Below are 22,061 nucleotides of genomic sequence, written 5' to 3'. Positions count from 1 at the left end.
TCTAATTTTTAGTTATTAATAATGACATTTACCACACTCAAGACCTCCAATTGCATCTACAGTAATCTTACCACCATCTTTAGGGTATTGTTTTTTCAACTTGTCGTGTAGATTCTTGAAGTATTCTTTATTATAACCGTTGTTCATATCAACCTCAGTAGTTCTGTGACATTCGATACACCATCCCATAGTGAAATCATTAGCCATCTGAACAACATTCATTGTATCGATTTTTCCGTGACAAGCTTTACAAACAACATCAATTTTGTTCGTAGGATTCTTTTTGTTGAAAGAATTAATGATTGCTTGTTCACCAGCTACTACGTGCTGAGAGTGATTAAAGTAAACAAAGTCTGGCATATTGTGGATTCTCGTCCATTCAACCGGCTGAGTTTTTCCTGTATACTGTTGTTTCACAGGATCCCAACCTGTAGCAGCATAAATTTTCTGGATTTCTCCGTCATAGAATGCTTTATCTTTTCCTGGTTCCATATAATGATCTGCATTGTATTCACCAATCGCTTTGTGACAGTTCATACAAACGTTCATAGAAGGAATCTCAGATACTTTACCGTATTTAGCACTTGAGTGACATAATTGACAGTCAATTTTCTGTTCTCCAGCGTGAATTTTGTGAGAGAAGTAAATCGGTTGTTCAGGCTTATATCCTTTATAAACACCAATCCACATGATCCAGTTCCAAACACCATACATCGCAAGGATTGCAAGAATAGCAATAATTCCTTTTCCTATATAATGGTATTTTTCGTAAACTTCGCTGAAAGATTTTACTCTTGTTTCATTTAGCCCAGCTAAGTCTTCAGACTGACCTAGTTTTACAAGTTGTCTTAGTTTAATTAAAATCCAAACTAATAAACCTGCGATTGCTAAAAGAGAAATAATTACAACACTTGTTGTAGTACTGCTTGCAGGAGCTGCCGTAGCAGTTGCATCGGTTGCAGTTGCTACTCCCGCTTCCGGTTTTTTCTCTTCCGGAGCTGGAGGATTAGTTGTGAATGCTAAGATGTCATCAATATCCTTATCTGTAAGATTAGGAAAGAGCTGCATCTCAGTCTTATTAAATTTTTCAAAAATCTCATTGGCGTACTTGTCGCCAGAGTCTCTGACTTCTTTGTTGTTTTTGATCCACTTATGAAGCCACTCTGTATCTTTGCCGCCCTCTGTCTTAACTCGTTCTACCACTCCTTTCAATGGTGGTCCTACAACTTGTTTGTCTAGCGCGTGACATGCAGTACAATTCGCTTTGAAAAGTTTCTCTCCGTTTTTAGGATCGCCGTCTTGCCCGTAAATTGAAGCACTGGTTGATAACAATAAGCCTATTGCAACCAACGTTTGTTTATAATGCTTTCTCCAACTAATCATTTAAATTATCTTATGTTAGTAAAATATTGAACATTCAATCAATTCGGCAAAAATAACATATTTAACAGAAATTTAACGGCATATAGAAAGGGGAAATATCATTTCAGTTTAATTTGTATTGATTCTAAATAACTCAGTTTGGTATAATTTTTTATTTGTATAAATTTGCTGAAACAACTTTTAAATGAAAAATTTGATAAAATTATTTTCGATATTATCTCTGATAAGTTTTTATAATATTGATGCACAACAGGTTGTAAAAAAAGATACATTATCTGGTACAGAACTTACGATAAGTATGGACGCTCGTGTAAATGATGCATTGACGAGTCTGGAGGATAAATGTTCTAAAGTTTCATATGGGAAATCTTCTAACATCATAGACGACACCCCATCGAAACCAACAAAAATTTTAGTTCCGAATAGAGAACTCACCAATGCTGAAATCTGCAGAAAAAACCCTAGAATATTAGGTTACAAAATACAAATAACGACTGTAAAGAGCAATGACGAGGCCAATGAAATCAAAACTTACTTCAGAAAAAGATTTCCAAATCTAAAAGTTGAAACAGATGCTTCTTTACGTCCTAATTACAAAATTTTAGCAGGAAGCTACTTCACTAAGCAAAGCGCGGCCTCTGATCTTTCTAAAATAAAGGAATATTTCAAATCTGCTATTGCTGTACAATATAGAATATTCTGTGCGGAAGCAAAGTAATTACACGATATACAAAATAAAAAAAGCTGAGAAATTTCTCAGCTTTTTTTATTGATAAAATTTATTCAGAAAGTCAAAAAACTCTTCCATCCTCAAATAATTATTATAGCCTAAATACATCAGCAGTACACCTACTATTGTTGAAAGAAATGACAACATTTTCGGTGAGGACTTATAGGCATAAAAAAGCCATCCTAAAAGCAAAACATATACAAAAACAAAATGCCCTCCGTAGATGTAAGACGTATGAAGACCAAATCTCATAAAACAATGAATAACGATATCTAAAACAAGAGATATTGTAATAATCTGAACAAATTTATTTTTAAAATTCTTACAATAGCTCCATACCAAAAGTCCCATCACAACAAACACGAATAAATATAACATCGGAGATGAATACACATCCATAAATAATCCTTTGTAATGAAAGCCTTTCATATTATGTTTATCTCTGATAATAAAACTTGAGAAAAGCATATTTCCTCCGAAAAAGAAAGAAACAATCATATCCCAGATCGAAGCAGGTTCTGCATTAGAAAACTTTTCGTACTGACTACTGGTTTTAGAAAAAATATTTTGATATTTAAATTCAATCCTGTTTAAATAAAGCAAAACAAAGCATACCACCGTCACCAAGCCTCTTAGAAAAGCATTCATGAGGTTTTTCCAATTTTTAAACAGATTCTTCTCAAAAAAGACAGGAATAAAAACCTTCACCAAATTAGTAATTGTAAGCCCTCCAATAGTAATTCCCCCGGCAACGAGAGCCAAAGTAGAGATCTTTTTATCTTTTTCAAGCCTTACCGCTGCATAATAATTAAACAACATTAATAAAAACAATGTGTAAGTAAAATTTTCAGGGGTAAATGAAAGCAAAATAGCTGTAGAGAAAAGAGAAAAGAAAACAACCAATAAAAGACTGATCAATAAAGGTAATTTGATGATATTCTTCAAATATTTAAAAATCTGAACAATACTTAAACTCACCATCAGATTACTCGCCCAAGCTAAAACCAATCTGAAAACATCATTTTTCTTTCCATCTGAAAAAAGAAAAGCAAACTCACGCAGCCAATTAAAAAAATAATATGACAAAGGATGTCGTTCAAAACTTCCTCCCGTCATTACGATCGAGCGATTGTCAAAACTAAAATAGGCATCCCAAGGAATTCTATTATCAAAAATAACAGTATAGTTAACCGCTATATAAGATCCCAAAATCCCATAAACACAAAGAAAGAAGAGAAAAACACCAAATTCTATATAAGTAGAAGGGAAAACTATTTTAAAAAAACTATAAAGTTTTGATTGTATGGACACTGTTCAATTTTTTGCAAAAATAAAAAAACACAACCTGAAATGACTAACTATTTTAAATTTTCCAACAATCTGAATGCAGTAAGTTTCTTTATCTCAATTATTACGAACTACACGAAAGCATAGAACATCCCGATACATCATCATATTTTGACGGTCTTTTTACCGAAAATTCAGGAAATTTTTCTTCGTAAGGGTTTTCGAGCGCTGTAATGAGTTTTTCTAATAAAAAAGTATTTCCGTTTTCAATTTCTTCAATACATTCATAAAGAAGATAATTTCTTAGCATGAATTTCGGATTGTTTTTTTGCATTAGTGCTATAGATTCTGTTCTTGAAATTTTATTTTTTTCAAGTCTTAATTCATATTGATTAAGAAAATCCTTGATTTTTGACAAAGCTTTATCATCTAATAAAAGGTAAGCTATTTTTTCAAACTCAGATTTTAGATCCAGCTTTTCATCTTCTTTTTCCAACAGATTAAAAAAGAGCGTGTAATCTAACTGCATTTCCTGCATCAAACCTTGCCAATTGATAAAAAAGGCTTCGTCAATATCTAATAATTGATCGAACCCGAATTTATTACACAACATGTTATCATGTTCTTTCCAAAAATAGTCTCCGAATTTATTTAATGTATCTTCTAAAAATTTTTCATCTTTTATGATAGGGTGAAGAGCATTTGCCAGCTGCCAAAGATTCCATTGAGCAATCTGCCCTTGTTTCCCAAACGCATATCTTCTTCCCGGCAGATCCGTGGTATTGGAGGTGAAATTTAAATCATATTCATCCATCATTGAAAATGGTCCATAATCTATTGTAAGCCCAAGAATCGACATATTATCCGTATTCATAACACCATGTACAAAACCTACCCTAAACCATTCCACCATAAGATCAGCCGTTCTTTCGGCAACATTTTCAAAAAAATCTTTATATTTTTGATTCCCTTCAGACTGAATTTCAGGGAAGTAATTATTTATGGTAAAATCCAGAAGGTTTTGTACTGTTTTATATTCCTTTTGTGCAGACATAAGCTCAAAATGACCGAACCTCAAAAAACTTTCCGCGGTTCTTACCACTACTGCTCCTTTTTCTTCCTGAGGATTGCCACTATATAAAATATCGCGAACCACATTTTCTCCCGTAAGACACAAGCTCAACGCTCTGGTAGTAGGAATTCCCAAAGAAAACATTGCTTCGCTCATTAGATATTCCCGAAGTGAAGACCTTAGTACAGCTCTTCCATCTGCGTGTCTCGAATAGGGTGTTGCTCCCGCTCCTTTCCACTGTATTTCAGTTTTTTTTCCTGAGTGATTTTCGATCTCTCCTGCAAAAATTGCCCTGCCATCACCTAATTGCCCTGCCCAATTTCCAAACTGGTGACCTGCATAAGCCGTCGAATAGGGTTTAATATTTTCCGGTAAATGATTTCCTACCAGAAAACCAAGATCCTTTTCTTCATATTTCCCCAATCCTATTTCCTCTGAAAGTTTTTCATTAAAAACAATAAGCTTAAGATTTTTAAATTCCTCCGGACTAACACTTGAGAATAAAACTTTGGGAGTCATTCTCTGCATTGGATTTCCTGAAAAATCTCCCGGAAATAGATCTGTAAAGGGCTGTTTTATACTAGTAAGATTCATCTATCAAAGATATTAATTTGAATACAAAAAAGCCTCCCATTTCTGGAAGGCTTTATTTAATTTATCTATTTATTGAAATCAATTTCTTCTCCTTTATTGAGATTTTCATTTACATTTTCATCTTTCTTTTCCGGATTCTTTTTTGAAGGCTCTACCGGCTTAGGATTTTTAATTTCATCCATAGTCTGTAATCCTCCATCATCTCCGTATCCGCTTCCCAATCCTTTTAAATTGGAACATCCATCTTTCCATTCTGATGGTTTTATGAATTTATCCTGAGGAGAAATTCCTAAGCTTTTATCTGCCCACACTTTCTTCATATAAATCGCCCAAATAGGTAAAGCCATTTTAGCACCTTGTCCTTCTCCTGTTCCAAAGAAGTGGGTTGCTCTGTCTTCCCATCCTACCCAAGCTCCTGTTGCCAGTCTAGGAGTAATTCCCATAAACCAACCATCAGAGTTATTTTGAGTTGTTCCTGTTTTCCCAGCAATTTCTACATCTTTAGAGATTCCTTTTCTGCCTAATTCTCCGGATGCGGTTCCGTACTGAGCAACTCCTTTCATCAACTCAATCATTGTATAAGCATACAAAGGATTCATTACTTCTTTAGGCTCCACATTCACCTCTTTTATTACTCTTCCGTTGGCATCTTCAATTCTCCAGATCATTTCCGGCTTATTGTAATTTCCGTAGTTAGCAAAAGTACTGTACGCTCCTACCATTTCGTAAATGGTAATATCCGAAGCTCCTAATGCCATTGGCAAGCTGGTTGATATTTCTTCTGTAACTCCTAAATCTCTTGCCGTTTGGATTACACTTTGTGTTCCTGTCATTTCAGCCAAACGTAATGCAACCGGGTTTTGAGAATGCGCTAAAGCATCTTTTAATGTAAGCATTCCTCCTCTTCCCGGAACATGATAGGTTCCTTTATTGAAACTTGCGTTAGAAATCGTAGAACACGGTGTTAAACCTAACTTCATAATAGCTGTCGCATATACGAAAGGTTTAAAGGTAGATCCTACCTGTCTTTTACCTTGTTTAATATGATCATATTGGAAGTGCTGCCAATCGATACCTCCTACCCAAGCTTTAATTTCTCCTGTCCCAGGAACTACCGACATTAGCCCTGCCTGAGCAACTTGCTTATGCCATTTGATAGAATCCCATGGAGACATTTCCACTTCTTCTTCTCCGCTCCACGTAAAACGAGAGGTCTTAACCGGCTTTTTAAATTCTTCTATAATCGCTTCATCAGAAAGACCATCTTCTTTTAACAATTTATATCTTCCGGTTCTTTTCATTGCCTGAACCATTAGATTATTAATCTGTGTACTATTAAGATAATAGAAAGGTCTGTCTTTTCTCCCTCTCTGCTCTGCATCAAATCTTTTCTGAAGATCAGTTAAATGTTCTTTAATAGATTCTTCCGCATATTTTTGCATTTTAGAATCCAATGTCACATATATTTTCAGACCATCTTTATAAAGATTAAGCTTTTTTCCTGTTTCCTTTTCGTAATCTTCAAGATACTTATCAATTTCTTTTCTCAGATAATGTTTGTAATATGCAGAATACCCTTCTGTAATATCTTTTATCGGATGAAAATCTACACTAACGGGTGTTTCAATCGCTTTATCGTAAGTTTCTTTATCAATATAACCTGTTTCCAGCATCTGAGAAAGCACAACATCTCTTCTTCTCTTTGCTCTTTCAGGATTCTTCATTGGATTGTTTGCCTTTGGAGCTTCCAACATAGCAACAAAAACAGCAGCTTCTGGTAATGTAAGTTGAGAAGTGGTTTTATTAAAATACACTTTTGAAGCCATTTCAATACCATTCGCATTATACAAGAAATCAAACTTATTGAAATACAGGGTTACAATTTCTTCTTTGGTATATCTTTTTTCCAAGCTTACCGCAACCACCCATTCTTTTAGCTTTTGAATAGCTCTTAATACAGGATTTCTTGAAGGCTCTTTTGTAAATAAAAGCTTGGCCAACTGCTGGGTAATTGTGGAACCTCCTCCTCTATCACCACCATATCTCACCGCCCTTAAAATAGATTTTAAGTCGATTCCCGAGTGCTCTTTAAAACGCTCGTCTTCCTTCGCCTGTAATGCATACACAAGATATGGAGGAAGGTCTTTATAAAAAATAGGTTGTGTTTTTTCTTTTTCAAACTTTCCTAAAACAACTCCGTCTGAAGAAATAATTTCTGACGCCACATAGATATTTGGATTTTCAAGCTCTTTCACATCCGGCATTTCTCCCAAAAAACCTTGAGATACCGCAAAGAAAAGCCCTGAAATCCCTAAAACGACAGCAATAAATCCTATCCAGACTACTTTTGCCCACTTTTTCCAAGCGGTGTCTTTCTTTTTTTTAGGTGGAAGAGGAAATGTTTTGCCCTTACTTCCGTTGTTTTGTTTGTTTTCTTCCATGTATGGTTACGGTTTAGCCGTTTCTATTTTTACTCCGATGTCTTCTATTCCCGGGAGATTATCATTTCTCATCGCCTGAATCATTCCGATTTCATATTTTCCCTTTTCCGGAAATTTATATTTCAGTTTATACTGAAAAAAAGTTTCTTTCGTATCTCCAAAACCTGTACCAAGCCATTCCCCGTTTGGTTTGGCAAGTACATAATTCAACGTATCTACGTCTTTTTTCTTGTTTTGAAGATTGGTAAAATTTACAATGAATCTGATATTACTATACGGATAATCATTATTATTTCTTACAACAAAAATAATATTTTTTGGATTCTGCGGATCTGAAATTTCAAGATTAAATTTTTGTTCCTGCTTCTTGCTCCATTTGCTATCAATAGAATTCATGATCACATCTTCACCCGAAGAGTTACAGCTAAAGAGAAGGATAAGAGTTAATAATCCGAAAATTTTACGCATTGTTATCTTTTTTGGGAGGAAACTTCTTTTTGAATTTTTTCTTATTCGGGTTCGGTTTTTTCTCGGCATCAGAATTAGGAGCAGCTACTTTTTCCAACTGAGGTTTCGGCTGTTGAGGCTTTTGTACTCTTGGTTGGTTGTTGTTTGAATTTGCATTCGGATTTTGCTGTTGCTTCTCCTGTCTCTGAGGTTTTGCAGATTTTTCATTCTCAGGACGATCTTGTCTTTCAGGTCTGTTATGGGCTTTTTTCTGACCCTGACCTTGCTGATTTGGATTGTTCTGATTATTATTTGGTCTGTTTTGATTTTTATTCCTGTTGTTCCCTCTGTTTTTCTTTTCGAATCGGTCTACATTATTTTCCTGAATCAAATCAATGCTCTTCATTGAAGTTTCAGGTTGCTTTAATTCTTCAAGCGGCAATGTTTTTTCACCTCTTTTATTTTTAGCAATTAATTTTTTCACCAAATCGATATCGAAATCATACCAAGCCATAGAGTTTTCAACATAGGCAAACCACATTTTCTTTTTGAAAACGTCAATTTTGATACAAAACGCACGTCCTTTCTCTGTATCCAGCATTGTAGATGAAGAAGGAAAATTGCTTAATGCATCCAAGTAACTGTCTAATTCATAATTCAGACAACATTTCAGTTTACCGCACTGTCCTGCTAATTTTTGAGGATTGATACTTAGTTGCTGATATCTTGCAACGTTCGTGTTTACAGATCTAAAGTCTGTAAGCCATGTCGAACAGCAAAGTTCTCTTCCACAAGATCCGATTCCACCTACTTTGGCAGCTTCCTGTCTAAAACCGATCTGTTTCATATCGATTTTAGTACGAAACGCACCCGCGTATTCTTTGATCAGCTGTCTAAAGTCAACCCTATTGTCAGCTGTATAATAAAACGTAACCTTCGAAGCATCTCCCTGATATTCAACATCTGTAACTTTCATTTCAAGCCCCAGTCTCTGAGCTATCTTTCTTGCTTCTATTTTTACAGTCTCTTCTTTTTTTCTGACTTCTTGCCAAACTTCAATATCTTTTTGGTTTGACTGTCTGTATATTTTAAGAGCAGATTCATCAGAAGCTTTCTTCTTTTTCATCTGAATCTTAACCAATTCTCCGGTGAGACTTACCACACCTATATCATGTCCGGGACTAGATTCTACTGTTACTACGCTACCTATATGTAAAGGGATATTATTTACATTTTTATAAAACGATTTCCTATCATTTTTAAATCTAACTTCAACAAAATCACACCTGTTAGACACAGGGTTTTGTATATTAGATAACCAATCGAAAACACTTAATTTATAACTATTACCACAGGTATTTACATTTTCACAACCATTCGCTGTTTTTTTAGGACCACACGAATGTGCAGAATCGCCAGATGTTTTACATCCACAACTCATATAACAATTATTTATTCTTGCAAATTTATATATTTTTATTTTGATCCGATTCTAAAAATAGTAAATATTAAAATCAGTATTTGTTTAATTTTAAACTTAAAACAATAAAAGAGCTAAAAAACACCACAAAACTCTAAAAAGCAAAATATTATAAAAACAAAAACGACACTTGTTATTTTAAACATAGTTTTCTTTTATCATATTGTTTAAATTATTGGGAAATATTAACAGTCGTAACTAAAATAATTTTATATTTGGGTTATATAATAATAGTCTATGAAAAAAATATTAGTATCAACCGCTTTATTGGCAGGTGTTCTATCCTACGCAGGAGGTTTTAGAGTTTCCCTGCAAGGGGTAAAACAATTGGCAATGGCACACACCAGTGCTCATGCTGAAGATGCAAGTGTTGCATTTTTCAACCCTGCAGGAATGTCTTTCATTCCTTCTAAATTAAGTATCGTTGCAGGAGGATTTGGAGCAAGCAACAAAATAACTTTTCAAAATCTGAATACTTTACAAAGTACACAAACAGACAATCCAACAGGAACTCCTATCTACGCAGCAATTACCTACAAACCAATAGACAAACTATCCGTTGGATTTAGTTTCACTACTCCTTTTGGAAGCACTATTGAATGGCCAAATGATTGGGAAGGAAAAGAAATGGTTCAGAAACTTGAGCTAAAGAGTTTCTATTTCCAACCAATGGTTTCATATAAATTTAATGACTGGTTAGCTTTTGGAGCAAGCTATATTTACGCAAAAGGAAAAGTGGACTGGGACAAAGCCATTACTCAATTTGGCGGTCAGGTGAATATTAATGATGAAAAAGCAAGCGGACATGGTTTCGGATTCGGTTTTTATTTCAGACCTGATCCTAAATTAGATGTAAGTATCGCTTACCGTTCAGCGGTAGATATGAAAGCTAAAAACGGGAAAGCAACCTTTAACTTCCCATCAAATTCTATTTATCCTTTATTAGGACTGGATCCTGCAAAAAGAACGGATGATTTCACAGCAACTTTACCTTTAGTGGAAGAATACACTGTAGGTTTAACTTATAAAATCACTCCGAAATGGCTAGTTTCTGCAGACTTTAACTATCACGGATGGGAAAGATACAGCCAGCTAACATTGGATTTTGCCACAGCTCCAATTGGAAACCAGGCAGATCCTACCATTTCAGTTTCTCCTAAAAACTTCAGAAACTCCAAAACAGTTAGATTAGGAACTCAATACGCTTTCACCAATATGATCTACGGTCGTTTAGGTGCATATTACGATGAATCTCCTTATACTGATGAAAACTTTATTCCGGAAACTCCTTCATTCAACACTTTTGTAGTGACAGGTGGAGTTGGATTCAAATTAAAACAATTCGGAGTTGACGTTGCGGGAGGATATGCAATGCCTCAAGCAAGAGATGTAAAAAATGCTACCCTTGGCTTCTACGGACAAGCTAAAGCTACTGCATTCTATTTAGGTCTAGGTTTATCTTACAACCCTTTTTAATTGAAAGACTATGAAAAAAATTATAATTTCTACATTCGCCATTTCCGCACTTCTTTTTACAACAAGTTGCCAGGATGATTTTGACACAGATGTACAAGATATTGTTGTAACCAAAGGTGAAGCCGATTTTTCAAACTATGTTTCTATCGGAAATTCATTAACTTCAGGATATAGAGATAATGCTTTATATATTGACGGACAAAATGAATCTTATCCAAACATTATCGCAGGTCAGATGAAACTTGCCGGTGGCGGAAACTTCGTACAACCTTTAATGGCAGACAACAACGGTGGTCTGATATTATTAGGAAATACTATTCAGGCAACGAAGCTTTACATTAAATCATTTACAAACGGATCTCCGGACATTGTAAATGTTGCTGCAACACCTACAACAGATGTTATGACGAAAATCACAGGCCCACTAAATAATTTTGGTGTTCCGGGTGCAAAATCATTCCATTTGGTAGCTCCAGGATACGGAAATCCGTCTGGAATTTTATTAGGAACTGCGAATCCATATTATGTAAGATTTTCTACAAGTACTACTTCGACAGTCATTGATGACGCTGTATTAAAGCACCCTACATTCTTTTCTTACTGGATTGGAAACAATGACGTGCTAAGCTACGCAACAAGTGGAGGAAACGGAACCAACCAAACAGGAAACACAAACCCCGCAACTTACGGAGCAAACGATATTTCAGATCCGAACGTAGTAGCAGGAGCAATCAAAGCAGGATTAGACAAACTAAAAGCAGGAGGAGCAACTAAAGGAGTTATTGCAAATATTCCTTATGTAACTTCCATTCCTTTCTTTACAACTGTTCCTTACAATCCGTTGACACCAACAGCTTTAGGATCAAACCTAGCAACACTTAACACTAGTTTATACGGTCCGTTGAAGCAAGCGCTTACAGCTTTAGGAGCAGGAGACAGAATTAATTTACTTTCTACTACAGCTTCAAACCCTGTCTTAATTAAAGATACTTCTCTTACGAACTTATCTGCACAGCTTACAGTTGCCTTAACACCTTCTTTAGGTCCCGTGAACGCAGCTGCATTCGGACAAATTTTCGGACAGGCGAGACAAACCACTGTAGATGATTATATCCTTCTTACGACAAGATCCGTAATCGGAACAACCGCAGCAGGAGCTCCTTCTCCGGTAAATGTATATGGAATTTCTTACCCTTTACAAAATCAGCATGTATTAACAAAAGCAGAAGCGGCAGTTGTAAAAACAGCTGTTGACGCTTACAATACTTCAATTAGAGGTTTAGCAGATTCTTACGGATTAGCTTTTGTAGATGCAAACTCAAAAATGGTAGAACTAAACGGGAAATCAGGAATTTCTTGGGATGGTGTAAAATATTCTGCAAAATTTGTAACAGGAGGAACTTTCTCATTAGACGGAGTTCACCTTACAGGTAGAGGATACGCAATTGTTGCGAATGAGTTTATCAAAGCGATTAACAACAAATATAAATCTACTCTTCCACAGGTAGATCCTAACAAATATTCGGGTGTAAAATTCCCATAATAATTGGTAAAATAAAAACTTAGAAGCCACAAGAGTAAATCTTGTGGTTTTTTTTTAAATTTGCAAAATCTTTAAAAAGTAAAAATGGCCGATCAGTTAAGTTATCTATTTTGTACAAGGACGAGTAAGGACTTGGCAGAAAAAATTGCCCAGCATTATGGGCAGGAATTAGGAAAAATCAACTTCCAGGAGTTCAGCGATGGGGAATTCGAACCTGTTTTGGACGAATCTGTAAGAGGAGGAAGGGTTTTCTTAATTGGATCTACATTCCCTCCAGCAGACAATCTTTTAGAACTTCTTTTAATGATTGATGCTGCGAAAAGAGCTTCTGCTAAAAGCATTACAGTAGTACTTCCTTATTTCGGGCTTGCAAGACAAGACAGAAAAGACAAGCCAAGAGCTCCTATCGGTGCAAAATTGGTAGCAAATCTTTTGACTGCTGCAGGAGCAACGAGAGTAATGACAATGGATCTTCACGCAGATCAGATTCAAGGATTCTTTGAAATTCCGGTGGATCATTTATATGCTTCTACAATTTTCGTAGACTATATCAGAGATCTGAATTTAGAAGACCTTACAATTGCTTCTCCGGATATGGGAGGTGCAAAAAGAGCAAAAAACTATGCCGGACATTTAGGTGCTGAAGTAGTAATTGCTTATAAGGAAAGAAAGAAAGCAAACGTTGTAGAAGAAATGTTCCTTATCGGAGATGTAGAGGGAAAAAATGTTATTCTTATCGATGATATGATTGATACTGCGGGAACACTTTGCAAAGCTGCAGACATCCTTATTGAAAAAGGTGCAAAATCTGTAAGAGCAATGGCAACTCATGGGGTACTTTCCGGAAAGGCTTACGAAAATATCGAAAACTCAAAATTGGTGGAAGTTATTGTAACTGACTCAATTCCTGTGAAAAATAATTTGTCATCTAAAATAAAAGTGCTATCTTGCGCCCCATTATTTGCGGATGTTATGAAGATGGTTCACGAACACCAATCAATTAGCAGCAAGTTTGTTATTTAATTAATATTCAAGTTTTTGCAAATTAAAAAAAGAAACAATTTTTTAAATTTTTATAAATGAAATCTATTACAATTCAAGGTACAAAAAGAGAAAGCGTGGGCAAAAAGTCTACAAAAGCTTTACGTGATGCTGAATTAGTTCCTTGTGTTGTTTATGGAGGAACAGCTCCTTTAAACTTCTCTGCTGAAGAGAAAGCTTTCAAAGGTTTAGTTTACACTCCTGAAGCACACACGGTATCTATTGAAGTTGACGGACAGGTAATCCCTGCAGTTCTTCAGGATATTCAGTTCCACCCAATTACTGACAAAATTCTTCACGCTGACTTTTATCAATTAGCTGATGATAAGCCAGTAATTATGGAAGTTCCAGTAAGAATCACTGGTCGTTCAAAAGGTGTTGTAGCTGGTGGTGTTCTACGTCAGTCTTTCAGAAAATTAAAAGTAAAAGCTATCCCTGCAAACTTACCTGATGAGGTAGTTGTAGATGTTACTCCTTTAAGAATCGGTAACAAAATCTATGTAGGAGGTCTTAAGCCTGAAGGATATACTTTCATGCACCCAGACAATGCAGTTGTTGTAGCTGTTAAGATGTCTAGAAATGCAATGAAAGGTGGTGCAGCAGCAATGGATGATGAAGATGAAGAAGAAGTTGTAGCAGAAGAAGCAGCTCCGGCAGCAGAAGAAACTGCAGCAGAATAAGAATTCCTTATTACGCAACATATTAAACCTGTCTTTATGACAGGTTTTTTTATTTATATAAATTCGTTTAATTATTTTTCCAAGAACGGTTATCTTTTTTATCTGAACGTTTTTTTCCTTTTTCTATGGTATAAGCAAAACCAATTCCCAACGTTTGTTTTAGTTGTGTTTTTTGGATCTGATTATGATCATACAGCAAATCTAAAGTAATATTAGCTGAAATATATTTATTAATTTTCATATTCAATGCTCCGTTATACGAAAGAACAAACCTTGTCGGATGATCCAGATAGTTTGAAAAAACAGAACCCGTATTTACTAAATCAACATTTTCCATTACTTTCAATTTGTAAACTGTCGACCCCAGGAAACCAAACTGGAACAAACAAGAATCCCCATCATTTTTCAAACCATATGTACCTGCGTACTGAAGATCTTTATCCAAAACAAACGTCCATCTTGCGTTGGTCGGACGAAGAGTCACTGTAAGGTCATTATTCGGTCGGTAAGTGATACCTGCTCCTACATTTACATATCCGGGAGCCATAAAGCTTGAAATTTTAGCCGCTGAAGGATTGTTCCCATCTTCGTAGCCTGATGCAAACTGGGTTTGCAAACTTGCTCCTCCGGAAAAATACCAATGTTCTGTAAATTCTCTCCCATAGTTTGTCGAAATGTTTACAACATCCTGCGTTTTCCTTGTCCCTATTCCTTTTGTATTATTTTGTCCAAACCCTAAAATAATGATATTCTCCCACAGTACTTTGTTTTTTTCGTAGGTGATATTATAATTTGCTCCGGCCAACCAACCTACATTATTCGCTCCACCACCTACCCAGTTTGAAAAAGCCGCCTGATTCAACATCAATGTATTCTGACCATGAACAGACCATACTTTTACAGTATCTACAACCGTTGACTCTTCTTTTACCTCTTTTATTTCCTGTGCTGAAATTGCCCCTCCAGCCAGAACAGAAATTACCAACAAAATTCTTTTCATATTAAACAATCTTCTACCTGCGTTATATTGACCAAAGAAAAACTTCAGCACAAATCTTCTACTTATTGAGTTCTAAAAAATAAATAAATGACAAAATTTTTTATAAATTTAAAAAACCGACCTCTTTTGTCAAAATAAAAAAAGAGAAATAAAAATTTTCGCCAAAATTTCCGAAATTTAGTACTGGCTTTTTATTTGAGAGTCATTTAGTATGTTAAAGAATATCATTCACAAAAAAGCAATCATAAACCCTATACTCATGCTCTCAGTAATGTGGCTAGGTTTTCTTCTGCAAACAATGGGGCTTTTCTCCAATTGTACCGGAGCCATCATTCCTCTACTTCCTGAAGGACTTGTTGGAATCATCACCTCCCCTCTACTTCATGGAAATTTAGAGCATATTATAGGAAACTCTATCCCTATAGCGATTTTAATGTTCTTGTTATATCAATTTTATCCTTTAGTAGCTGATAAAGTATTTCTTTTAGGATGGGTTGCTACCGGTTTCCTTCTTTGGATACTACCTCCTATCGATATTCTGACAGGAGACTATATGTACACCTGCACGATTGGAGCCAGTGGAATCGTATACGTATTAGCTTTTTTTCTGTTTTTCAGCGGGGTTTTTAAATGGAATATGAAACTCCTTACCATTTCACTGATTGTGGTACTGTATTATGGCAGCTTAGTTTGGGGCATGGTTCCCGAAGAGCTATTCTATAATCTTCAGGAGCCGAGTAAAATCTCTTGGCAAGCACATTTATCCGGAGCCATTGTAGGTGTGATTCTTGCTTACACCTTCAAACAAGTCGGTGACAAAAAAAAGAAATACATCTGGGAATTCCCTAATTATTACAACGAAAAAGATGATAAGCTGTGGCAAGAATACAAAGAAAATCACCCCGAAGATTTTTTAGAATTGCCCTATAAAAAAAGTGACGACATTTGGGAATATTTAGAAGAAATCAGAAAAAAATAATTCATAATTTGTTACATTTGAATAAAATAACACACAAATGTATACGGAAGAACACCTTTTTTCTATTGCCCTTAGAGAATGTATCAATATAGGCGACATCAACTTCCACAAAATTATTCGGGGTTTTGGAAGTGCACAAAATGCATGGAAAGCCTCTTCAAAGGAGCTTCAAAAAATAACAGGAATTGGGAGAAAAATAATATCTGACATTGGCAACGAAAAGCATCTTAAGTTTGCTGAAAAAGAAATTGCCTTTTGTCAAAATAACAATATTCAAATCAACCTTCGCCATTTCGATCAGCTTCCTTTTTTACTGAAAGAATGTGAAGATGCTCCAGCTATACTCTACCAAAAAGGAAAGATTAATCGGAAATTACACCCTTTAAGCATAGTAGGAACCCGGAACATTACATCTTACGGCAAAAACTTTATCGAAACTTTTTTTGAAAATACTAAAAAGCACAAGTTCATATCCGTAAGCGGGTTAGCATTAGGTACCGATAAAGAAGTTCATGAAGAATCTATCAGACAAAAAATTCCAACTATCGCTGTTCTTGCCCATGGTTTTCACACGCTATATCCTTCAGGTCACAAAACCCTGTCTGAGAAAATCTTATCTGAAAATGGAGCCCTTTTCACAGAATTCAACTCATCAAAAAAACCTGACAGAGAAAATTTTATCCAGCGAAATCGTATTATTGCTGGAATATCCCCTTCAACCCTTGTTGTAGAAACAGCTTTTGGAGGAGGTTCTATCAGTACGGCAACTTTCGCAAACAATTACAACAGAGAGGTTTTTGCGCTCCCTGGAAAAGTTACAGACAAATTCAGCCAAGGCTGCAATCATCTTATTTTTCAGAATAAAGCCATTGCTATATCAACCGTTAAAGATCTGATCAATCAAATAGGCTTCAAAAGTCCTAAAGAAAAAACAGAAGAATTATTTCCTTACTCAGACACAACAATTCAACTTTCTGAAAATCAAGAATCAATACACAAATTTATCACCAGCTATCCACAAATTTCTTTAGATGATTTAGCCGAAAAAATAGAGCAGCCAACTCATAAAATTTTGACAACAATTTTGGAGTTAGAGCTTTTGGGGAAGGTAAAATCATTTTCCGGGAGACAATTTGTATCTATTTAAGATTTAACGATTTCTTAATATTACATTATTTCAGACATAACATTTAATTTTTAATAAAATTTAAACAATAATTATTAATTTAATAATATTTCGACTCATTATTATTAAACTTTCAGCAATGTTCAAACAAGGTATTGTGAATCTTGAAAAAAAAATTAAATTTGTTGGCAATAATTTTCAACCTTAATATATGGAACAATATAATATTGACCAGAAAATCCAAGAGTTTATTGCAAAGATTGAGGCAAAAAACCCTAATGAACCAGAGTTTTTACAAGCTGTAAAAGAAGTTGCTGTAACTGTAATTCCGTTTATTATGACTAAAAAGGAATATACAGGGATGAAGTTGCTAGAGAGAATGGCTGAAGCTGAAAGAGTAATTATTTTCAGAGTTCCATGGGTTGATGATAAAGGTGAAATTCAGGTAAACAGAGGATTCAGAATTCAAATGAACTCTGCGATCGGACCATATAAAGGAGGAATCCGTTTTCACCCTACAGTAAACCTTTCTGTTCTTAAATTCTTAGCTTTCGAGCAGGTATTTAAAAATTCATTGACAACTCTTCCAATGGGAGGAGGTAAAGGAGGTTCTGACTTCGATCCGCAAGGTAAATCTGATATGGAAGTAATGCGTTTTTGCCAGGCTTTCATGACAGAAATGTGCAAACATATTGGTCCTGAAACTGACGTTCCTGCAGGAGATATCGGTGTTGGAGCTAGAGAAATCGGATATTTATTCGGACAATACAAGAAAATCAGAAACGAGTTTACCGGAGTTCTTACAGGAAAAGGATTGGCTTATGGAGGTTCACTAATCCGTCCTGAAGCTACAGGATACGGAGTTGTTTACTTCGCTGAGCAAATGCTTAAAACTATCGGACAAGATTTCAAAAATAAAACAGTAACGGTTTCAGGTTTCGGAAACGTAGCTTGGGGAGTTATCAAGAAAGTAAACGAATTGGGAGGTAAAGTAGTTACTATTTCCGGACCAGACGGATACATCTATGATAAAGACGGTATCGATGGAGATAAAATCGATTATTTATTAGAGCTAAGGTCTTCAGGAAACAATAGAGCTGAAGATTATGCTAAGAAATACCCATCTGCAGAATTCCACGCTGGAAAACGTCCTTGGGAAGTGAAGTGTGATGTTGCTATCCCTTCTGCAACTCAAAACGAATTGGATCTTGACGATGCTAAGGTATTGGTAGGAAACGGATGTGTTTGTGTAACTGAAGCGGCTAATATGCCTTCAACATTAGACGCAATCAACTATTTCCTAGACAACAAAGTATTGTTCTCTCCAGGAAAAGCTTCTAACGCAGGTGGTGTTGCGACTTCAGGTCTTGAAATGACACAAAACTCAATCCGTCTAAACTGGACTTCTGAGGAAGTAGACGCAAGATTGAAAGAAATCATGATCGGAATCCACAAAGCATGTAGAGACTACGGAAAAGAGGAAGACGGCTATGTAAACTACGTAAAAGGTGCCAATATCGCCGGTTTCGTGAAAGTTGCAGAAGCAATGTTAGCTCAAGGAGTAGTATAAAAATATAAAGGTTGGGAAAAATTCCCGACCTTTTTTAATACAACCTGTTCCCGGGATTATAAATGGGATAAAAGTAAAAAGTGAAAGGAGAAAGCGTTGAAATATTTTCAACGCTTTTTTATTTATTGCTTTATATTTTTCATCATGCTTTCTACAAATTCATAGGCAGCAGGACAAATAATCGTATTTTTCAACATCAGATTATTGATCTGATAAATCTTTTTTCGGTCTGTATGCGGATATTCTCTGCAAGCTTTCGGCCGCACTTCATAGATAGAACAGGTATTATCATCATTCAGGAAAAAGCAAGGAAGGTTTTGAAGTACTTTATCATTATCTTCATCTACTCTCAAAAATTTCGCTTCGAAATCAGCTGTTTTCATCCGAAGATGCTTTGCGATACGTTCAATATCCTTTTCGGTGTACAACGGTCCTGTCGTTTTGCAGCAGTTTGCACATTGTAAACAGTCTATTTTTTCAAAAACTTCATCATGGGTATCCTGGACAATATAATCAAGATTTTTGGGCGGTTTTTTCTTTAATCCGTCCAAAAACTTCTTATGCTCTTTCTGCTTTTGTATCGCCTGTTTTTTATAAAAATCTAAATTCATTATGATTGTACTTCCATTGTAGCCGGAAGCTCTGTTTTTTGATATGCATTTATTTTATCAAGATCAAGAATCGTCGATAAATTGTCTTTACTAGGATAATACATCGGGACAAATTTAGCTCCGAAAACGATTTCATCGGAAACATAAGAAGTCCTCTGCACCACCGTATTGGAAAATACTTCATCGAACGCTCTTACCTGAACAATGATTTCAATATCTGTATTTTTAAAATCTTCTTCTGTAAAACCGTAGAATGGGGAATTTTCATCAATTTTATGAACAACCGTCCAGTTCAAAGCAAGCGTATTAATCTTACTCATCTGGATTTCTAATCTGTAAAAATTACTTTTGGGAACGCCATTTTCAATCACTTCGATCGCCGTTGAGACAATTACATCTGCATCCGTTAATGCATTATTTTTGTAAGGAGCAAGTCTGAACATCAAAGCAGTTGTATCCTGAAAAGGAGCAATAATGGTATGATCAGAAAATCGTAAATAAGCTCTCGGTCTTGAAAATCTTCCATAAAATAAACCGGTAGCAATAGCAAAAGTAAGAAGTCCTAAAAAAGCTTCAAAGGTTGCCACCAAACTCGCCATAAAACCAACCGGAGCAATTCTTCCATATCCAACTGTGGTAAAAGTCTGAGAACTGAAGAAAAATACATCGATAAATTCGTTCAATGGATCACTTTTATCGATCCCTGTAAGATGTTCTACTCCAATTAAATAATAGATAAAGGCAAAACCAAGATTAACAAGAATATAAGCAATCACCAAATAAGACAGAAAACGGAATGACGAAAGATTCAGCATGGTGTGATACCAGCTGAGCTTGTTGAAAACATTCACGCCTCTCCTTTTAACATTGGGAAAGCCATCCTTATTGATAAACCTTCCGGAAGCGTTGTTTCCAAAGCCACTGTTTTCCGTATTTTTTTGGCGAATTTTTTGTTTGAATCCTCTTGCCATTTTTATGGTTTAATTTTATTTACTGATATCTGCATTAAAAATTTCATTCCTCATCTTCTGCAAAGATAAAATATTGTTTTCATGAAATTTATCAACTCATCGAATGAATTTATCATTTGATTTTAAACTAAATTTGAAATATGAAAAAATTGGAAACACGAGAAGACATTGAACAGCTTGTTAATTCATTTTACACCAAAGTCATTAAAAATGAGAAGATTGCATCGTTTTTCACAGACATTGCAAAAGTGAATTGGGACCAGCATCTTCCTAAAATGTACTCATTCTGGGAATCTATTCTTTTCGGACAAATGACTTACAAAGGCAATCCAATGGGCGCTCACTTCCCCATCAATGAAATTAAAGCGATGGAACAGGAGCATTTCAACCGATGGCTTGAATTATGGACAGAAACTGTGGAAGAAATCTTCACCGGAGAAAATGCCGATTTAGCTATTTACAAAGCTCAAAACATAGCCAAATTGATGGCTTTTAAAATGGAAATTGCCAGAAGGCTTTAAAACAATTAAATATTGAGTTACGGAACAATTACTGTAAAGATGTAAGCTGCAAGGTTTACCAATAAAACTGTTCCGTAAAGGATATTGGTTTTTCCTCTACTCAACGAAAGCATTACGATAAATACTGACAGAGAAAGTAAAATAATATCTTTCTTATCAAGTCCTAAAACCAAAGGAATATCATACATTATACAGACCACCGAAACTGCCGGGATCGTTAATCCAATACTTGCTAAAGCCGACCCCAAAGCCAAATTTAAACTTGATTGAATCTGGTTACTTTTTGCAGCTCTGATCGCTGCAACACCTTCTGGAAGCAAAACAACGGCAGCAATAATTACCCCAACCAAAGATTTCGGAGCTCCAAAACTCCGTACCATATCTTCAATTGTTGAAGACAGTCCTTTTGCCATCATCACTACAATAGCTAAGCAAATCACAAGAAAAACAAAGCTAACTATCGTTTTAGTCAATGAAGGAATATAATGCTCTTCCGGATGTTCTTCCGGAATGATAAAGTAGCTTCTGTGTCGTACCGTTTGCACCATCAGAAACACCCCATAAATAACAAGACAGGCAATGGAAACAAAAGCAAGCTGCGCTTCATTGTAGAAAGGACCATTGACACTTGAGGTAAAATTAGGCAGCACCAAAGTAAGTACAAGAATCGAAACAATACTTACAAGATAAGTGGTAGCAGAAGTTCTCGCAAAAAACTGCTCATGATACTTCACTCCTCCTACAAGAATACAAATCCCCAAAATACCATTTAAAATAATCATTACCGCAGCAAAAACCGTGTCTCTCGCCAAAGTCATTGCCTGATCTCCACCAGCAACCATCAACGAAATAATTAAAGCCACTTCAATAATCGTAATACAAAGCGCTAAAATAATGGTTCCAAAAGGTTCTCCTACCTTATGAGCCACCACTTCTGCATGATGCACCGCAGAAAGAACACTTCCAATCAGCAAAGCTCCTCCAATTATATCATAAATTGTTCCCTGTCCCAACAATCCGGAGAAATAATACCCAACTGCAAGAATGGGGAAAACATAGGTATAATGTAATAATTCTTTTAGTCTCATAAGTGTCTACAAATTACAAAA

Annotated in this window: 19 protein-coding genes; 9 read left to right on the top strand and 10 right to left on the bottom strand. The window is 35.6% G+C overall.

The window, feature by feature from the left end; translation table 11 throughout:
• Positions 1-15: 15 nt before the first annotated feature.
• The gene (locus LV842_RS05710; protein ID WP_233110496.1) at positions 16-1,383 is read right to left on the bottom strand and encodes a c-type cytochrome; all 1,368 of its coding nucleotides are present in this window, start codon (positions 1,381-1,383) and stop codon (positions 16-18) included.
• A 184-nt stretch (positions 1,384-1,567) separates the two neighbouring features.
• Here LV842_RS05710 and LV842_RS05705 point away from each other — a divergent pair, with 184 nt between their 5' ends.
• The gene (locus tag LV842_RS05705) at positions 1,568-2,101 is read left to right on the top strand and encodes an SPOR domain-containing protein (RefSeq protein WP_233110495.1); all 534 of its coding nucleotides are present in this window, start codon (positions 1,568-1,570) and stop codon (positions 2,099-2,101) included.
• Between the two features lie 48 nt (positions 2,102-2,149).
• Here the strand turns inward: LV842_RS05705 and LV842_RS05700 are convergent, their stop codons facing one another.
• From LV842_RS05700 to LV842_RS05680, 5 genes are all read right to left on the bottom strand, one after another.
• Positions 2,150-3,424, bottom strand: a complete 1,275-nt coding sequence (locus tag LV842_RS05700; RefSeq protein ID WP_233110494.1) for a DUF6080 domain-containing protein — start codon at positions 3,422-3,424, stop codon at positions 2,150-2,152.
• Positions 3,425-3,524: 100 nt separating this feature from the next.
• On the bottom strand, positions 3,525-5,066 hold the full coding sequence (locus tag LV842_RS05695; RefSeq protein ID WP_233110493.1) for a protein adenylyltransferase SelO: 1,542 nt from the start codon (positions 5,064-5,066) through the stop codon (positions 3,525-3,527).
• Positions 5,067-5,131: 65 nt separating this feature from the next.
• Complete coding sequence (locus tag LV842_RS05690) at positions 5,132-7,507, bottom strand: penicillin-binding protein 1A (RefSeq protein ID WP_233110492.1); 2,376 nt, start codon at positions 7,505-7,507, stop codon at positions 5,132-5,134.
• 6 nt (positions 7,508-7,513) lie between these two features.
• Positions 7,514-7,975, bottom strand: a complete 462-nt coding sequence (locus tag LV842_RS05685; protein WP_233110491.1) for a gliding motility lipoprotein GldH — start codon at positions 7,973-7,975, stop codon at positions 7,514-7,516.
• Positions 7,968-9,395 carry a PSP1 domain-containing protein gene (locus tag LV842_RS05680; RefSeq protein ID WP_233110490.1) on the bottom strand — a complete coding sequence of 476 codons (1,428 nt, stop codon included), beginning with the start codon at positions 9,393-9,395 and terminating at the stop codon, positions 7,968-7,970. The genes LV842_RS05685 and LV842_RS05680 overlap by 8 nt, the downstream gene beginning before the upstream one ends.
• 276 nt (positions 9,396-9,671) lie before the next feature.
• Here LV842_RS05680 and LV842_RS05675 point away from each other — a divergent pair, with 276 nt between their 5' ends.
• The 4 genes from LV842_RS05675 to LV842_RS05660 all read left to right on the top strand — a co-directional run bounded on the left by LV842_RS05675 (position 9,672) and on the right by LV842_RS05660 (position 14,174).
• Positions 9,672-10,910, top strand: a complete 1,239-nt coding sequence (locus LV842_RS05675; protein WP_233110489.1) for an OmpP1/FadL family transporter — start codon at positions 9,672-9,674, stop codon at positions 10,908-10,910.
• Between the two features lie 10 nt (positions 10,911-10,920).
• Positions 10,921-12,453: an SGNH/GDSL hydrolase family protein gene (locus tag LV842_RS05670; RefSeq protein WP_233110488.1), complete on the top strand. Its 1,533-nt coding sequence runs from the start codon at positions 10,921-10,923 to the stop codon at positions 12,451-12,453.
• A gap of 84 nt (positions 12,454-12,537) precedes the next feature.
• Positions 12,538-13,476 (top strand): ribose-phosphate pyrophosphokinase, encoded by a 939-nt coding sequence (locus LV842_RS05665; protein WP_233110487.1) that lies wholly within the window; start codon positions 12,538-12,540, stop codon positions 13,474-13,476.
• 56 nt (positions 13,477-13,532) lie between these two features.
• Entirely contained in the window at positions 13,533-14,174 is a 642-nt protein-coding gene (locus LV842_RS05660; protein WP_233110486.1) for a 50S ribosomal protein L25/general stress protein Ctc, read from the top strand.
• Positions 14,175-14,241: 67 nt separating this feature from the next.
• Here the strand turns inward: LV842_RS05660 and LV842_RS05655 are convergent, their stop codons facing one another.
• Entirely contained in the window at positions 14,242-15,174 is a 933-nt protein-coding gene (locus tag LV842_RS05655; protein ID WP_233110485.1) for a DUF3078 domain-containing protein, read from the bottom strand.
• A gap of 211 nt (positions 15,175-15,385) precedes the next feature.
• Between LV842_RS05655 and LV842_RS05650 the strand changes: the two genes are divergently transcribed.
• The 3 genes from LV842_RS05650 (at position 15,386) to gdhA (ending at position 18,849) form a co-directional block, all read left to right on the top strand.
• A complete protein-coding gene (locus LV842_RS05650) occupies positions 15,386-16,153 on the top strand; it encodes a rhomboid family intramembrane serine protease (RefSeq protein WP_233110484.1) in 768 nt (255 codons plus the stop codon).
• A 37-nt stretch (positions 16,154-16,190) separates the two neighbouring features.
• On the top strand, positions 16,191-17,300 hold the full coding sequence (gene dprA / locus LV842_RS05645) for a DNA-processing protein DprA (protein ID WP_233110483.1): 1,110 nt from the start codon (positions 16,191-16,193) through the stop codon (positions 17,298-17,300).
• 190 nt (positions 17,301-17,490) lie between these two features.
• Complete coding sequence (gene gdhA, locus LV842_RS05640; protein WP_233110482.1) at positions 17,491-18,849, top strand: NADP-specific glutamate dehydrogenase; 1,359 nt, start codon at positions 17,491-17,493, stop codon at positions 18,847-18,849.
• 122 nt (positions 18,850-18,971) lie between these two features.
• Here gdhA and LV842_RS05635 read toward each other — a convergent pair whose 3' ends face one another.
• Both LV842_RS05635 and LV842_RS05630 read right to left on the bottom strand, forming a co-directional pair.
• On the bottom strand, positions 18,972-19,460 hold the full coding sequence (locus LV842_RS05635) for a YkgJ family cysteine cluster protein (protein ID WP_225687383.1): 489 nt from the start codon (positions 19,458-19,460) through the stop codon (positions 18,972-18,974).
• The gene (locus LV842_RS05630; protein ID WP_233110481.1) at positions 19,460-20,431 is read right to left on the bottom strand and encodes an ion channel; all 972 of its coding nucleotides are present in this window, start codon (positions 20,429-20,431) and stop codon (positions 19,460-19,462) included. Before LV842_RS05630 ends, LV842_RS05635 begins: the two co-directional genes overlap by 1 nt.
• Positions 20,432-20,571: 140 nt before the next feature.
• Here LV842_RS05630 and LV842_RS05625 point away from each other — a divergent pair, with 140 nt between their 5' ends.
• Positions 20,572-20,952 carry a group III truncated hemoglobin gene (locus tag LV842_RS05625; protein ID WP_233110480.1) on the top strand — a complete coding sequence of 127 codons (381 nt, stop codon included), beginning with the start codon at positions 20,572-20,574 and terminating at the stop codon, positions 20,950-20,952.
• Positions 20,953-20,969: 17 nt separating this feature from the next.
• Here LV842_RS05625 and LV842_RS05620 read toward each other — a convergent pair whose 3' ends face one another.
• Positions 20,970-22,040 (bottom strand): calcium:proton antiporter, encoded by a 1,071-nt coding sequence (locus tag LV842_RS05620; protein WP_233110479.1) that lies wholly within the window; start codon positions 22,038-22,040, stop codon positions 20,970-20,972.
• Positions 22,041-22,061: the final 21 nt, after the last annotated feature.

It is taken from the genome of Chryseobacterium gwangjuense, assembly GCF_021311115.1.
In the GTDB taxonomy this organism is placed as follows: Bacteria; Bacteroidota; Bacteroidia; order Flavobacteriales; family Weeksellaceae; genus Chryseobacterium; species Chryseobacterium gwangjuense.
This window is presented reverse-complemented; position numbering and strand designations above follow the sequence as displayed.